At 67.9% G+C, this 12,875-nt stretch carries 14 protein-coding genes; 9 read left to right on the plus strand and 5 right to left on the minus strand.

Annotated elements, in window-relative coordinates:
- The first annotated feature begins 7 nt into the window (after positions 1-7).
- From V9G04_17605 to V9G04_17620, 4 genes are all read left to right on the plus strand, one after another.
- Positions 8-1,255: a low temperature requirement protein A gene (locus tag V9G04_17605; GenBank protein MEI2715053.1), complete on the plus strand. Its 1,248-nt coding sequence runs from the start codon at positions 8-10 to the stop codon at positions 1,253-1,255.
- 20 nt (positions 1,256-1,275) lie between these two features.
- Positions 1,276-2,424: an aminotransferase class V-fold PLP-dependent enzyme gene (locus V9G04_17610; GenBank protein MEI2715054.1), complete on the plus strand. Its 1,149-nt coding sequence runs from the start codon at positions 1,276-1,278 to the stop codon at positions 2,422-2,424.
- Positions 2,425-2,457: 33 nt separating this feature from the next.
- Positions 2,458-2,733 (plus strand): hypothetical protein, encoded by a 276-nt coding sequence (locus V9G04_17615; protein MEI2715055.1) that lies wholly within the window; start codon positions 2,458-2,460, stop codon positions 2,731-2,733.
- 304 nt (positions 2,734-3,037) lie between these two features.
- On the plus strand, positions 3,038-3,340 hold the full coding sequence (locus V9G04_17620) for a transposase (GenBank protein ID MEI2715056.1): 303 nt from the start codon (positions 3,038-3,040) through the stop codon (positions 3,338-3,340).
- 151 nt (positions 3,341-3,491) lie between these two features.
- Here V9G04_17620 and V9G04_17625 read toward each other — a convergent pair whose 3' ends face one another.
- Both V9G04_17625 and V9G04_17630 read right to left on the minus strand, forming a co-directional pair.
- Positions 3,492-4,589 (minus strand): IS630 family transposase, encoded by a 1,098-nt coding sequence (locus V9G04_17625; GenBank protein ID MEI2715057.1) that lies wholly within the window; start codon positions 4,587-4,589, stop codon positions 3,492-3,494.
- A 69-nt stretch (positions 4,590-4,658) separates the two neighbouring features.
- The gene (locus tag V9G04_17630; protein ID MEI2715058.1) at positions 4,659-7,064 is read right to left on the minus strand and encodes a glycoside hydrolase family 3 C-terminal domain-containing protein; all 2,406 of its coding nucleotides are present in this window, start codon (positions 7,062-7,064) and stop codon (positions 4,659-4,661) included.
- 66 nt (positions 7,065-7,130) lie between these two features.
- Between V9G04_17630 and V9G04_17635 the strand changes: the two genes are divergently transcribed.
- From V9G04_17635 to V9G04_17645, 3 genes are read left to right on the plus strand one after another with little or no spacing between them, the layout of a single operon-like run.
- Entirely contained in the window at positions 7,131-8,114 is a 984-nt protein-coding gene (locus V9G04_17635) for a (p)ppGpp synthetase (protein MEI2715059.1), read from the plus strand.
- A gap of 31 nt (positions 8,115-8,145) precedes the next feature.
- Positions 8,146-8,448 carry a GNAT family N-acetyltransferase gene (locus tag V9G04_17640; GenBank protein ID MEI2715060.1) on the plus strand — a complete coding sequence of 101 codons (303 nt, stop codon included), beginning with the start codon at positions 8,146-8,148 and terminating at the stop codon, positions 8,446-8,448.
- A gap of 6 nt (positions 8,449-8,454) precedes the next feature.
- Positions 8,455-8,838, plus strand: coding sequence for a DUF488 family protein (locus V9G04_17645; protein MEI2715061.1), 384 nt, complete (start codon positions 8,455-8,457; stop codon positions 8,836-8,838).
- Here V9G04_17645 and V9G04_17650 read toward each other — a convergent pair.
- Complete coding sequence (locus V9G04_17650) at positions 8,798-9,106, minus strand: GNAT family N-acetyltransferase (GenBank protein ID MEI2715062.1); 309 nt, start codon at positions 9,104-9,106, stop codon at positions 8,798-8,800. The genes V9G04_17645 and V9G04_17650 overlap by 41 nt on opposite strands.
- Before the next feature lie 32 nt (positions 9,107-9,138).
- On the opposite strand from V9G04_17650, the gene V9G04_17655 reads away from it, so the two are divergent.
- Positions 9,139-10,509 (plus strand): aldehyde dehydrogenase family protein, encoded by a 1,371-nt coding sequence (locus V9G04_17655; GenBank protein ID MEI2715063.1) that lies wholly within the window; start codon positions 9,139-9,141, stop codon positions 10,507-10,509.
- A 215-nt stretch (positions 10,510-10,724) separates the two neighbouring features.
- Here the strand turns inward: V9G04_17655 and V9G04_17660 are convergent, their stop codons facing one another.
- Positions 10,725-11,630: a cation diffusion facilitator family transporter gene (locus tag V9G04_17660; GenBank protein ID MEI2715064.1), complete on the minus strand. Its 906-nt coding sequence runs from the start codon at positions 11,628-11,630 to the stop codon at positions 10,725-10,727.
- Positions 11,631-11,817: 187 nt separating this feature from the next.
- Here V9G04_17660 and V9G04_17665 point away from each other — a divergent pair, with 187 nt between their 5' ends.
- A complete protein-coding gene (locus V9G04_17665; protein MEI2715065.1) occupies positions 11,818-11,994 on the plus strand; it encodes a hypothetical protein in 177 nt (58 codons plus the stop codon).
- On the opposite strand, the gene V9G04_17670 is transcribed toward V9G04_17665, so the two are convergent.
- Positions 11,973-12,845: a universal stress protein gene (locus V9G04_17670; GenBank protein MEI2715066.1), complete on the minus strand. Its 873-nt coding sequence runs from the start codon at positions 12,843-12,845 to the stop codon at positions 11,973-11,975. The genes V9G04_17665 and V9G04_17670 overlap by 22 nt on opposite strands.
- Positions 12,846-12,875: the final 30 nt, after the last annotated feature.

The raw sequence follows: 12,875 nt of genomic DNA on the forward strand, positions 1-12,875 counted from the left end.
TGCCGTCGTGAGTGAACGCCCCCATGGCCTGGTCCCGATGCGCGGACGCGACACCCGTGAGGAGCATCGCGTCGCCAGCACGCTCGAACTGCTGTACGACCTGACGATCGTGGTGTCGTTCAGCCTCGCGGGTGCGGCGTTCGCGCACGCCACGGTGTCGGGCCATTTCCTCAACGGGTTGGTGGCCTTCCTGATCGCGATGTTCGCGATCGTGTGGGCCTGGCTCACCTTCACCTGGTTCTCCTCGGCGTACGACACCGACGACTGGGGGATGCGACTGTCGGTGCTGATCCAGATGATCGGCGTCATCGTGCTCGCCCTCGGGTTGGGCGACCTCTTCCACGGGATGAACGAGTGGGAGTTCCACAACACGATCGTGGTCGCGGGCTATGTGATCATGCGGATCTCGATGGTCGGCCTCTGGCTGCGCGCGGCCAACGCCGACCCGACCCGGCGTACGGACTGCCGCAGGTACGCCGCGTACACCCTCGTCGTGCAGATTCTCTGGATCATCACCGCGATGCTGCACATGAAGATGTCCGTCGCGGCCCCCGTGATCGCGGTGATGTTCGCCATGGAGATGCTCGGCCCGCGCCTGATCGAGGGCCGGCAGACCCTGACGCCGTGGCATCCGCACCACATCGCCGAGCGGTATTCACTGCTGATCATCATTACCTTGGGTGAGGTCATCCTCGGCACCACGATGGCGGTGCAGTCCGCGGTCGACACGGCCGGCTGGTCGTGGGATGCGGGCCTGATCGCCCTGGCCGGCGTCGGCATCGCGTTCGGGCTCTGGTGGACCTATTTCGCGATCCCATTCGGCGAGGTGCTGCAGCACGAGCCCTCGCGCGGCTGGATCTTCGGCCACGGTCACATGCCGCTGTATGCCGCGACGGCCGCTACCGGCGCCGGACTGCATGTGGCGGCGTACTTCGTCCAAGGCGAAAGCGACCTCTCCGAGGGCCTCACGATCCTCGCGATCGGCCTGCCCCTGGCGGCGTGGGTGCTGCTGTTCTTCTTCCTCGCAAGCCGCATCCTCGCAACGTCGGAGCGGTTCCACCTGGTGCTCTGCATGGCCACCTTGGTGACGGTCGGAGTCACCGTCGCGCTGGGCTTCACCAACGCGCCCCTCGGCCTGTCCTTGATCGTGCTCGCGCTCGCGCCGTGGATCAGCGTGATCGGGTACGAGACCCTCGGTCACCGCCACCTGGACGAAGCCATGCAGCGGGTGACGTCGCAGCCGGTGCGACGCTGAGGGACGTACGCTCTATGGGCATGACACTGCCCCTGAATCTGCCTCGCCCCGAGATCGACCCTGACGGCTTGCTCGAATATTCGGTCGTCTTCACTGACCGCTCGCTCAACCACATGTCGGCGCGTTTCACCGGTGAGATGCAGAGCCTCCTGGAGGTGCTGCGTACGACGTATCGCGCTGCTCAGGTGGCCCTCGTGCCCGGCGGCGGGTCGTACGCCATGGAGGCGATCGCGCGGCAGCTAGTGCACGGCGATCCGGTGCTGATCGTGCGCAACGGGCTCTTCTCCTATCGCTGGTCGGCGATCATCGAGGCGGGTTCGCTCACCGACGACGTGACGGTCTGCCAGGCACGCCCGACTTCCGACTCACCCCTGGCGGCGTGGACTCCTGCTCCGATCGACGAGGTCGTCGCCGCGATCGCCTCGTCGAAGCCGAAGGTCGTCTTCGCCCCGCACGTCGAGACAGCGTCGGGGATCGTCTTGCCAGATGCGTACGTCCGCGCGCTCGCCGACGCGGTGCATGCCGTCGGCGGGCTGCTGGTGCTCGACTGCATCGCCTCGGGTGCGTTGTGGGTCGACATGACCGCCTTGGATGTGGACGTCCTGGTGTCGGCGCCGCAGAAAGGCTGGAGCGGCACGCCGTGCACGGGCTATGTGCTGCTCGGGCCGCGCGGTGTCTCGGCAGTGGCGGCGACTCAGTCTTCGAGCTTTTCGGTCGATCTGGGCAAGTGGCTCGGCATCAGCGAGGCGTACGTCGCGGGTCAGACGCCCTATCACGCGACGTTGCCGACGGACTCGATCGCGCACAACGCGGCCATGGCCCGCGAGACCGTGTCGCGGGGGTTGCCCGAGTTGCGCGCGGCTCAGGAGAGCCTGGGCGCCCAGGTGCGTTCCTTGTTGGCCGATCGAGGGTTCGCCAGTGTGGCGGCGCCCGAGTTCGCAGCCCCGAGCGTGGTGGTGGTGCACACCGACGACCCGGATCTGAAGTCCGGAGCCGCGTTTAGGGCGCTGGGCATGCAGGTCGCCGCGGGCGTACCCCTGATGTGCGGCGAGGGCGACGACTTCTCGACCTTCCGCCTCGGGCTCTTCGGGCTCGACAAGCTCGGCGATGTCGAGGGGACGGTTGCCCGCCTGGCCGGGGCGCTAGTGTCGCGTGTCTTTAGTTCCTGAACAGTTCGGGTCTGAACTCAGAGCACCTTCTGGGTGGATCGCGAACGTTCCAGGCGGCCTCGCGAGGTCGATCGCGCGGCGGTGGTGACCGCGACGCTGACCCGGCCCCCGAAGAGGCTTGCCGTGACGCACTGGTCGAGCAGGCTGCTTGCCGGCGAACTCGGCGTGAGAGACAAGACCGTGACCCGGGCGTGGAAGGCGTACATGATCAAGCCGTGGAAGGCAGAGTCGTTCCGGTTCTCCACCGATCCCGAGCTGGTCGAGAAGGTCACCGACATCTGCGGGCTGTTACCTGGGCACCAACGCTGACATCCCCGGCGAACGCGATCGTGATCAGCGTCGATGAGAAGTCCCAGATCCAGGCACTGGACCGCACAGTGCCGATCCCGCCGATGCAAGCCCGACAAGGTGGAGCGTCGCTCCCACGACTACTACCGGCACGGCACCACCACCCTGTTCGGCGCACTCGAGATCGCCACCGGCCAGGTCACCGCCGCACTCAAGCCCAAGCACCGCCACCAGGAGTTCCTCGCCTTCCTGCGTCAGATCGAGCGGGCCTACCGCGACGCCGTGGACCCCCGAGACCGGCGAGCCGGTCGAGCTGCACCTGGTGATGGACAACTACGCCGCCCACAAGCACAAGAACATCCGCGACTGGCTGGATGCGAACCCGCGGTTCAAGGTCCACTTCACCCCCACCCACGCCTCGTGGATGAACCTGGTCGAGGTCTGGTTCGGCCTCGTCGAACGCCAGGCTGTCCGCCGCGGCGTGTTCAAGTCGGTCAAGGACCTCAACGGCAAGCTCCGTGCCTACATCGAGGGCTGGAACAAACGCGCCCCCGTCCAACAACTTCAAATCCGCGCCACTAGTCGAGGAAGAACAGTAGGGGTACGCGGTGTAACGGCGCATACCTGAGGTCGTGACACAACACCGGCGACCCCTCGCGCGCATGATCTCTGGCCGCGGTTCTACCTCTTCTCGACATCAGTGACCAACCACCAGTCAGCGTATCGACTGGCTCCAATGGCCCTCCGGCACGCGCGAAGGCTTCTCTGGGCGGAGTTGTCTAGTGCCGCGGATTTGAAGTTGTTGGACGGTTGGCCTTCGCCAGGATCTGATCGGCGGTCTTGGTCCACACGAACGGATGCGCTCTTTCGTGCCAGCCGTCGATGAAGGCGCGGATCTTGGCGTTGAGGTCCTTGACCGACTTGAACACCCCGCGGCGGATCGCCTGCCGCTCGACGATGCCGAACCAGACCTCGACCAGGTTCATCCAGGAGGCATGGGTCGGGGTGAAGTGCACGACGAAGCGCGGGTTGTCGGCCAGCCAGGTCTTCACGTTCAGGTGCTTGTGCGCGGCGTAGTTGTCCATCACCAAGTGCAGCTCGACCGGCTGCCCGTCGGCGTCGCGGACGTCGCGGTAGGCCCGCTCGATCTGCTTGAGGAACGCCAAGAACTCTTGATGACGATGGCGCGGCTTGAGCGCCGCGGTGACCTGCCCGGTCGCGATGTCGAGCGCTGCGAACAGCGTGGTGGTGCCATGCCGGTAGTAGTCGTGCGACCTGCGCTCGACCTTGCCCGGTTGCATCGGCAAGATCGGGACCGTCCTGTCCAGCGCCTGGATCTGGGACTTCTCGTCCACGCACAGCACGATCGCGTTCTCCGGCGGCGCCAGGTACAGCCCGCAGATGTCGGTCACCTTCCCGACCAGCTCGGGGTCGGTGGAGAACCGGAACGACTCCGCCTTCCACGGCTTGACGCCGTAGGCCGACCAGGCTCGGGCGACCGACTTGTGGGAGATCTTCAGCCGGTTGGCCAGCAGCCGGGTGGACCAGTGCGTGACACCGAGTTTCTTCGGTGGCGGCTTCAACGTCTCGGCCACGATCGCCCGGTGATCGAGCTCCCGCGGACGTCCCGAACGCGGAGCATCTGCCAGCCCCGCCAGTCCCTTGGACTGGTAGCGATCCCGCCAGCCCAGCACCGTGGTCACCGTCGCACCGACCAACTCCGCGATCCGCGTATTCGCCACCCCGTCGGCCGCGAGCAACACGATCCGCGCCCGCTTCGCCGCCGACGCCGGCACCGTCGAAGCCCGGGCCCACCGCTCAAGCTCCTCGCGATCGCCTGGACGCAGAACCAATGCAGGAGCAGGACGATTCGCCATGCCTCATGATTTCAGATCCCAACTATCTAGGAACTTACGACACGCGGCACTGGACACCCGTTTGGGCCGCTAAGCACCCGGCTCGCCGGGGGCTGAGCGGACCAGGGTCCGCTCGACACCCGAAATGGCCAGCCTCCGCAACACCCGCGCGACCACCCGCGCCGCCCGCCGACCGTCTCCGTTGGCCGCGGCCACGATCAGGTCCACCGTCGGCAGCCGGAACTTGCCGGCCGAGAAGATCGCGACCGAGCGCAGCGGCAGTTCGCGCAGCGACCGCTCGACCATCTCCTGGTCCAGCGGGTCCTCTTCGACCGGCGCCATCTTGGTGATCGCCTTGAAGAGCAAGCGCCCGACACGGGTCTCGGCCAACTCCTCCATCGTGGAATCGCGGGTGAAGGGGCGTACCGATTCCGGCGCCGGGATGCGGTGACCGAGCAGTCGTACGAACTCCTCGTCCGAGGCCGCCAACAACTCCGACCGCGGCGGATCGGCGCTGTCCTCGACTCCCCCCACCACCGAGAGCGGCAGGCTCGCCACCACCGACGCACTCGACCGTGCGATCAGCAGTTCGTAAGCCCCGCTCGGCGTCGACCAGCCATCGATCCGGACATCCCAAAAGGCGATTGCGCGGGCATCCACGGCCACCGACACGACCCGGCTCTCCCCCGGCTCCAGGTGCACCTTCGCCCACCCGGCCAGTTCCCGCTCCGGCCGCTGCACCACCCCGCTGCGGTCCGCGCGATAGACCTGCACGACGTCGGAGCCGGCCCGGGTCCCGGTGTTCGTCACGCCCACCTGCACGGTGACTCCCGCACCCGCCTCCACCTCCTCTGCCGAAAGCGCGCACTCGTCCCACTCGAAGGTCGTGTACGACAACCCGTGCCCGAACGCGTACGCCGGTTCGACCCCCGCGCTGACGTCGTGGCGGTAGCCGACGAAAAGTCCCTCTCGATGTTGCACCTGCCGGGCGGCACCGGGAAACCACGGGTCACTCGCGACCATGTCCAACGAGGCAGGAAAGGATTCGGCCAGCCGTCCGCCCGGCTCCGCCTCACCCAGCAGCACCCGAGCCAGGCCCTCGCCGCCGGCCTGCCCACCCAGATAGGACTCGACGATCGCGGCCGGCCGGTCGCGCCACGGCAGCACCACGGGCGAGCCGTTGGTCAGCACGACGACGACCCGGTCGTGCACAGCGCAGATCGCCTCGACCAATTCGTCGTGTTGTGTCGGCAGCGCGAGCGTGTCGCGATCCCAGCCCTCACTTTCGAATCTGGCGGGAAGGCCGACGTGGACGACCACGACCTCGGCGTCTCGCGCCACCTCGACCGCGGCCTCGATCAGTGCCCGGTTGGGTGCCGAGTGCGCCGGGTCATAGCCCGGGGCGTACGCCGGATCGATCCCCCGTGAGCGCAGCGCGGACAGCAGCGACGACACGCGCGTCGGCTCGACCTTGCTGCTGCCGCCACCTTGGAATCGCGGCCGGTCCGCGAAGGCGCCGACCACGGCCAACCGCTCACCGGGCGCCAGTGGCAGCACACCGTCGTTGGTCAGCAGGACCGTCCCTGCCGCCGCCACCCTCGCAGCGAAATCGTGGTGCGCGTCGTAGTCGGCCGTCACGTCGCGTGGCTGCACCCGTCCCGCCAGATCGAGCACCCGCTGCGCACTCGCGGTCACCTCACGCCCGGCCAGCGACCCACGCTCGACCGCCGCGATCACCTCGGCGTCGAAGAGTCCGTGGCTGCCCGGCATCTCCAGATCCATCCCGGCCGCCACCGCCGCGACCCGGTCCCGGGTGCCGCCCCAGTCCGACATGACCAGGCCGTCGTACGCCCATTCGCCGCGCAAAATCTCGGTGAGCAGGCGCCGATTCTCCGACGCGGGCGTGCCGAGCACCCGGTTGTACGACGACATCACCGCCCACGGACGCGCTTGCCTGATGACGTGCTCGAAAGAACTCAGATAGAGCTCACGCAGGGTGCGCTCATCGAGGATCGCGTCGACGACGAAGCGGTGACCCTCCTGGTTGTTGACCGCGAAGTGCTTCACACAGGCGCCGACGCCTTGCGACTGCAGGCCGGTCACGACGGCCGCCGCCATCCGACCCGACACCAGCGGATCCTCGGAGAAGTACTCGAAGTTGCGCCCGCCCAACGGATGCCGTTTCAGGTTCAGGCCCGGCCCCAGCACCACGTCGACGCCCTGTGCTGCCGCCTCCGCGCCGAGCGCCGCGCCGTACGCCGTTGCCAACTCTTCGTCCCAGGTGCTCGCCAGCGTCACGGCGGGGGGAAAGCAGGTCGCCGGCTCGCTCGCGCCCAACCCCAGGTGATCTTCCGCGTCGGGCTGTACGCGCAGGCCGTGCGGTCCGTCGGCCAACTTCACAGCCCGTACGCCGGGCAGCGCCCGCGTGTGCCAGTGCGAGGCACCCGAGAGCAGTCGGACCTGGTCACGCAGAGGGAGTTCGTCGGCTCGAGGCATCGTCACGCGGCTCACGCTAGGCGATGCGCCAGCCGCGCGGGCAGGTCGTCGGCTAGCGTCTCGCGGGTGAGTGAGGTGCCGGTCGCGACTGCCGTAGCGGACTATGCGCGGTTGCAACCGACCCTGCAGCGGGCGGCGGCGGACGCGGCGACGCTGATCACGACCATCCTCGACGAGGCGAGCATCAACTACCTGGCCGTGACCGGACGGGCCAAGACGCTGCAGTCCTTCGCCGCGAAGGCCTCGCGGCTCAAGGACGGCGTACGCGAGTTCACCGATCCGCTGGCCCAGCTCGGGGACCTGATCGGGCTGCGGATCATCACCTACGTCCGCAGCGACGTGGCCGCGGTCGTCGCCTTGCTGGCTGACGAGTTCGAGTTGCTCGACGATCGCGACCTCGGGGCGGAGACCGCCAGCGAAGGGCGATTCGGGTACGCCAGCCGCCACCTCCAGTTGCGCCTCCCACCCGCGCGACAGGTGGCGTACGCCGACATCGGCACCCGCCAGATCCAGGTGCAACTACGCACCGTGCTGCAGCATGCGTGGGCGGAGTTCGAGCACGACATCCGCTACAAGGGCAACATCCCCGAGGAGCATCGGCCCGACTTCGACCGCCGGTTCAGCTTGGCTGCGGGCCTGATCGAGTTGGCGGACAACGAACTCTCGACCATCCGTGACCGGCTGCGAGAGTCTCAGGGGCCCGTCACGTTGACCAGCGACGAGGACCCGCGGATCAGTGCCACCGAGCTCGCGGCCTTCCTCGCCGGTCAGTTCGCCGACGCAGGGTGGTCGCGCACGGATCGCTATGAGTGGATGGCCGGCATCGTCCTCGAACTCGGGATCACGTCCCTTGCCGAGCTCGCCGACATCGTCCGCTCGGTCGACGCCGACGCCATCGATCGGGCGATGGCCTACCACTACCCCGCAGGTGCGGTCCGACGCCTCGACGACATCCTGCTCAGGATCTATGCCGAGCGTTATCTCGGCCTGCGCGGCAACGCGCATCGCGTCGAGTTGCTGCGGGCGCGGCTGGCGAAGTTTTCGTCCTGACCTGATTCGTAGCCGCGCTAGGTTGGCAGACATGAGTGATGTCAGCGTCAGCTTGCACGAGAACCGGTCCCGTTATCAGGCCGAGGTGGACGACGCCGTCGCCGGTTTCGCCGAATACCAACTCGCAGAAGGGTTGATCGTCTTCACCCACACCGAGGTCGATCCGGCGTACGAGGGTCGCGGCGTCGGCAGTGCGTTGGCCCGCTTCGCCCTGGATGACGTACGCGCTGCCGGGGACCGCAAGGTGATCGCGACCTGCCCCTTCATCAAGGCGTGGATCCAGAAGCACCCCGACTACCTGTCGCTGCTCTACGACGCCCCGAAGTCGGACTGATCCCTCATGCCCGTCCAGGTCCGGCGCATCTATGAGCCCCCGTCCGACGACGACGGGCAACGGGTGCTGGTCGATCGGCTGTGGCCGCGCGGGATCAGCAAAGCGCGTGCCGACCTGGACGACTGGGCCAAGGCCGTCGCACCGTCGACCGACCTGCGCAAGTGGTATGCCCACGACCCTGCGAAATGGAAGGAGTTCGCCAAGCGCTATCGCGCCGAGTTGAAGTCGGATCCGGAGCAGAAGGAAGCCTTGGCCGCACTGCGCGAGCGCGCCGCCGCAGGTCCCCTCACGCTGCTCACGGCCTCGAAGGCCGTCGACATCAGTGAGGCCGCGGTGCTGGCCGAGCACCTCAATCGGAGTCTGGCGGCGTCGAAGAAGCCGCGGTCGTGAGGTCGGCGTACTCCGGATGCCGCGCGATCCACGCCCGGACGTACGAACATCTCGGCACCACCCGTCGACCCCCCGTCGCGCGGATGTCGTCGAGGGCTGCCTTGACCAGATCGCCCGCGATCCCCTTGCCCTGATGGGCCCGATCGACTTCTGTGTGATGCAGCACGATCGTGTCGTCGGTGAGCAGGTAGTCGGCCAGTCCGACGAGTTCACCGTCGTCACGGACCTCATAGCGGGCAGCGGCTTCGTTGTGGGTCACCTCGATCACGTCACCGACCCTAACGAGAGTGAGTTCACGCGATGGAGAGCATCGACCAGCAGATCGGCGCGGCGCGACGGGCGTACGACTCGGGGCGGACCGCTTCGATGCAGTGGCGCCGCGAGCAACTCGAAGCCCTGGACCGGATGCTCGGCGAGAACTCGACGGCGATCGAGGAGGCCGTGCAGGCCGACCTCGGGCGGCACCCGCTCGACGCATTCGTGACCGAGGTGATGGAGAACCAGACCGAGGTCCGCTATCTCCTCAAGCATCTCGACGACTTCACCCGCGATCGGAAGGTGAAGTCGCTGCCGGGCCTGGCCCCTTCGCGCGCGTACATCCGGCGCGAGCCCCTCGGCACCGTGCTGGTGATCGGGCCGTGGAACTTCCCCGTACACCTGCTGATGATGCCGCTGGCTGGCGCGCTCGCGGCAGGCAACAGCGTCGTACTCAAACCGAGCGAACTGGCTCCCGGCTCGTCGCGGATCGTCGCCGAACTGATCCCGCGCTATCTCGATCCCGAGGCCGTGCAGGTCGTCGAGGGCGGCATCGACGAGACGACCTATCTGCTCGACCAGCGCTGGGACCACATCTTCTACACGGGTTCGACGCGGGTCGGCTCGATCGTGATGGCGGCCGCCGCGAAGCACTGCACGCCGGTCACCTTGGAGTTGGGCGGCAAGTGTCCGGTCTGGGTGGACGAGACGTTCCCGCTCAAGCGGACCGCACGCTGGCTGGCCTGGGGGCGTTTCTCCAATGCCGGTCAGACCTGCGTCGCGCCCGACTACGTGCTGTGTCCGCCCGGCGTTGCGGCACCGTTGGCGGCGGCGTTGGAGAAGGAGGTACGCCGGGTCTACGGCTCCGACGTCAAGGCATCACCCGACTATCCGCGGATCATCAACGAGCAGCATGCGACTCGGCTGCAGGGGCTCCTCGGCGACGGACGCGTGGCCTTCGGGGGCGAGGTCGACGTCGCCGCGCGCTATGTCGCGCCGACCGTGCTGCTCGACGTGGAGGTGGACGCCCCGGTGATGGCCGAGGAGATCTTCGGACCGATCCTGCCGATCATCGAGGTGGCCGACCACCACGCGGCGATCGCCGAGATCCGAGGCCGAGAGAAGCCGCTCGCGCTCTATGCCTTCACCTCCGACGAGGCGATCCAGCAGGACCTGGTCCACGGCACCTCGTCCGGCGGTGTCGTCTTCGGTGCGGTGATGCTGCACCTGGGCGTGCCTACCCTGCCTTTCGGCGGCGTCGGCGCCAGCGGGATGGGCAACTACCACGGCGAACACAGCGTGCGTACGTTCAGCCACGAGCGCGCGATCCTGCACAAGGGCAAGGGCCCCGACGTGGCCCGGATGGCGCGCGCGCCGTTCACGAAGTTCAAGGACAAGGCCCTGCGGCGGGCGTGAGACACCCCCCGATGGTTGAGGAGGGCGAAGCCCGTCTCGAAACCACACCCGACCCTCGGTGGTTGAGGAGGGCGAAGCCCGTCTCGAAACCACACCCGACGAACGCACAGTGGTTTCGAGACGCCCGCTCCGCGGGCTCCTCAACCACCGGCAACACCGGACCCCCCGGTGGTTGAGGAGGGCGAAGCCCGTCTCGAAACCACCCGCCGCGCGACCTACCAGTCGTACGACAAGCACTCCGCGCCGGGCGCGGCCTCCACCTGCAGCGTGGCGTGGGCAATCCCAAAGCGAGTCCGCAACACGGAACTGGCCTCGGCCAATGCCGCAGCCCCGACGTCTGGTGAGGCGACCAGGTGCGCAGTGGCGACGTTCATCCCTGAGGTCAGTTGCCACACGTGCAGGTCGTGCACCTGGCGTACGCCGCCCACCGACTCCAACGCCGCCAGGATCTCACGCGGCTCCACATCCGCGGGGGCGTGCTGACCCAGCACGGCCAGCACTTCACGCCCGAGCATGACCGCTCGTACGGCGACGAAGACCGCGATCGCCAGCGCGATCACGGTGTCCCACACCGGCGACCCGGTGACAGCCACCAGCACACCGGCCGCGATCACCCCGAGGGAGCCGAGAGCGTCGGCGAGCACTTCTAGATAGGCGCCCTTGACGTTCAGGCTCTCCGCCGCCCCGCCGCGCAGCAGGGCCAAGGAGATCAGGTTGATCACCAGACCGACCGCACCGACGATCAACATCATCGTCGAGGCCGGGGACACCGACGCACCGATCCGGCCAATCGCTTCGATCGCGATATAGACCGAGACCCCGAGCATCATCAGCACGGCCAGCCCCGAGGCGAAGACCTCGGCGCGATAGGAGCCGAACGTACGCCTTCCCGTGCTGTCCGGACGCGTCGCGATCCGGGTCGCCACCAGCGCCGCACCGAGCGTCACCACGTCCGCGGCCATATGCCCCGCGTCGCTGATCAGCGCGAGCGACTGCGAGGCGATCCCGGCGACGAGTTCGACGACGAAGAAGGTCGCGACCAGCACAAAGGCCACCGCCAACCGCCAGCGGTGTCGCCCCGCCGCCGAGTGCCCGTGTCCATGCCCGTGCCCGTGTCCCATCGGCCCCAGCCTGCCACCCGGTGCGCGACTTCACGCGTACGCTCGAACTCGCGCATTGTGGAACGTTCCAACCGCACGCCTTCACGCGTACGCTCGAACTCGCGCAGGGTTGATCCCCTCCGAGCCGCCGGACCTCCTGACCCTTTGGGGTGCGGTCCGGCACCCCGACCACGGCCTACCGTGCCCCATGACCAGACTGCGCCACGTCCGTCCGCAGATGCCGAGCTGGACCCGCAAGCGAGCCGGGCGCGGCTTCAGTTATCGCGACCAGCACGGCGACGCGCTGCCGCCCGAAGAGGGTCGAGCGGATCAAATCGCTGGCAATCCCGCCGTCGAGCTGACTCAGCCGACCGGCGGCTCGTAGTCACGCGGCACGACCACCATCGGCACCGGCAGCGCCCGCGAGATCCGGTTGGCCGACGCGCTGAGGAAGACCTGACGCGGGCCTGCGAGCCGGCCCGAGCCGATCAGCACCATCTCGGTGTCGTCGAACTCCAGCGATTTCACGCACTTGCCGAGAGACTTCCCGGTGCCGACGACGCCCGTCACGCCGGTCGACAGTTGCGACGCGGCGCGGGCCACCAGAGAAGACTCGTGCGCCTCGGCTGCCGCGATCCGCTCGTCGCGGCTCTCGTCGTGCTTGTCCAGTGCCAGCAGGGACATCAACCGCAGGGGTACGCCGCGCGCGGCCGCCGCCGCGATGGCGACCTCCAGCAGTGCGTCGGCGCCGTGTCGATCACCGAGCGCACAGGTAATGCGGGTGATCGCCGGATGGCCCCGATATCCCTTGGGCGCCAGCGCGACCGGCACCGGCGCCGAATGCAGCAGGGAGCCCGCGACGCTGCCGATCTTGAGTCGACCCATGGGTCCACTCGACGCGGCGCCCACCACGATCCCCTCCGCCTCCGGGCCCAACTCGCCCTGGGTGGCCGCCTCGATCAAGCCCGCGGTGATCGAGTCTGCTCGGCGCAGATGACCACGTGCTTCGATGCCCTCGGGAATACGAGCCAGCGCCTTGTCCAGCCAGCCGCGAGCCTGGGATTCGAGTGCGGCCTGATAGGCCTTGTCCGGCGAATACATGTCGAAGGTCGGTTCGTCGCTGGGCAGCACGACCACCACATCGAGCGTGGCCTCGCGCGACCCCGCCAAGGTGGCGGCCAGGTTGATCGCCTCGACACCGCGCTTTCCGGGCACGTACCCGACAACAATTCTCACGTCGTCTCCTTCTCGCTCCCGAGTGGTGGC

Origin of the sequence: Nocardioides sp., from assembly GCA_037045645.1 — a bacterium.
In the GTDB taxonomy this organism is placed as follows: domain Bacteria; phylum Actinomycetota; class Actinomycetes; order Propionibacteriales; family Nocardioidaceae; genus Nocardioides.

Bases quoted from the DNA above. Each gene is read 5' to 3' on its own strand.
- V9G04_17610 (MEI2715054.1), top strand. From the start codon at position 1,276: ATGACACTGCCCCTGAATCTGCCTCGCCCCGAGATCGACCCTGACGGC.
- V9G04_17620 (MEI2715056.1), top strand. From the start codon at position 3,038: ATGGACAACTACGCCGCCCACAAGCACAAGAACATCCGCGACTGGCTG.
- V9G04_17625 (MEI2715057.1), bottom strand. From the start codon at position 4,589: ATGGCGAATCGTCCTGCTCCTGCATTGGTTCTGCGTCCAGGCGATCGC.
- V9G04_17630 (MEI2715058.1), bottom strand. From the start codon at position 7,064: ATGCCTCGAGCCGACGAACTCCCTCTGCGTGACCAGGTCCGACTGCTC.
- V9G04_17640 (MEI2715060.1), top strand. From the start codon at position 8,146: ATGAGTGATGTCAGCGTCAGCTTGCACGAGAACCGGTCCCGTTATCAG.
- V9G04_17645 (MEI2715061.1), top strand. From the start codon at position 8,455: ATGCCCGTCCAGGTCCGGCGCATCTATGAGCCCCCGTCCGACGACGAC.
- V9G04_17655 (MEI2715063.1), top strand. From the start codon at position 9,139: ATGGAGAGCATCGACCAGCAGATCGGCGCGGCGCGACGGGCGTACGAC.
- V9G04_17660 (MEI2715064.1), bottom strand. From the start codon at position 11,630: ATGGGACACGGGCACGGGCATGGACACGGGCACTCGGCGGCGGGGCGA.
- V9G04_17665 (MEI2715065.1), top strand. From the start codon at position 11,818: ATGACCAGACTGCGCCACGTCCGTCCGCAGATGCCGAGCTGGACCCGC.